Source organism: Nodosilinea sp. LEGE 07298 (assembly GCF_015207265.1).
Taxonomy (GTDB): Bacteria; Cyanobacteriota; Cyanobacteriia; order Phormidesmidales; family Phormidesmidaceae; genus Nodosilinea.
The window spans coordinates 1-1,485 of the sequence record NZ_JADEXE010000571.1 but is presented as its reverse complement, the minus strand read 5'-3'; the positions used below and the strand labels follow the sequence as shown (position 1 = coordinate 1,485).

The window sequence follows — 1,485 nt, the reverse complement described above, 5'->3', positions numbered from 1 at the left end:
CTACCCCTCCACTCCCCCCTCCACTTCCCTCATGTTCATGCAGTCCAACGGCGGCCTGACGGATGCGGCGCTGTTTCAGGGCAAAGACAGCATTCTCTCTGGGCCTGCCGGGGGCGTAGTCGGCGCGGTGCAGACCAGCCGCCAGGCCGGTTACGATCGCGTCATTGGCTTTGACATGGGCGGCACCTCTACAGATGTGTCTCACTACCGAGGCGAGTACGAGCGCGTCTTTGAAACCGAGGTGGCCGGGGTGCGGCTGCGGGCTCCGATGATGGCAATTTACACCGTCGCTGCCGGGGGCGGCTCGATTGTTAGCTTTGACGGCAGCCGCTACCGAGTTGGGCCAGAGTCGGCGGGGGCCTATCCGGGGCCAGCCTGCTACCGCCACGGTGGGCCGCTGGCCGTGACCGACTGCAACGTGATGGTCGGCAAGCTCCAGCCCGAGTTTTTCCCTCACGTATTTGGACCAGAGGGCGATTTGCCGCTAGATGCCGACGTATTGTGCCAGAAGTTTGTGGCCCTGGCAGAAGAAATTCAGTCCAGTACTGGGGATGCACGGAGTCCTGAACAGGTGGCGGCAGGTTTTTTGTCAATCGCTGTCGAAAAAATGGCCAATGCGATCAAAAAAATCTCAGTGCAGCGGGGCTACGACGTTTCAGACTACGTGCTGTGCAGCTTTGGCGGGGCCGGGGGCCAGCACGCCTGCCTGATTGCCGATGCTCTAGGAATGACAGAGGTGTTTCTGCATCCCTACGCCGGAGTACTGTCGGCCTACGGCATGGGCCTGGCGGATGTCAGGTCGCTAAACGAGCGATCGGTCGAGCTGCCGCTGGAGGAGGCGACACTGGCTGAGATTCAGCAGGTAGTGGAGTCTTTGGCTAGTAAGGGGTTAGAGGAGTTAGCCCAACAGGGGTTTGCATTAGATCTAGAATCCAAAATTCAAAATTCAAAATTGCCTCAGGTTTTGCCTCGGCTATTGCTCAAGTACGAGGGCACCGACTCTACGCTAGCAGTCGATTTCGCGGGGGTGGAGGCGATGCGATCGCAGTTCACCACCCTGCACCGCCAGCGCTACGGCTTTGCCCAGGCAGATAAGCGCTTGATCGTCGATACCGCCGCCGTTGAAGTGATCGGCCACACCCACAGTCCCGACGAACCTGATGTCCCCAGAGTTCGCGCCCAGCCCCTCACGCCGAAAACCACCGTCCCGGTCTACACCGCCGAGGCCTGGCACGATACCCCGGTGTATCACCGGGAGGATTTGTGTCCGGGGGATGCGATCGCAGGCCCTGCCCTGGTCATCGAACCCACCGGCACCAACGTGGTGGAACCCGGTTGGAAAGCCACTCTGACCGCCAAAGGGCATTTGATTTTAAAGAAAGATGCTTCACAGATAAGTTTCGTGGGTTTCGCCAGCGGGAAGACCGTTGACCATAGCCCAGCGGAAATTAGCTCAACCCACGCTACGGCTTTATCCCCCTCATC

At 59.6% G+C, this 1,485-nt stretch carries 1 protein-coding gene; it reads left to right on the top strand.

All coding sequences use genetic code 11. The features are described 5' to 3' along the window. Positions 1 to 1,485: hydantoinase/oxoprolinase family protein (locus IQ273_RS33110; RefSeq protein WP_194027308.1), on the top strand; the 1,485-nt coding region annotated here is incomplete at both ends.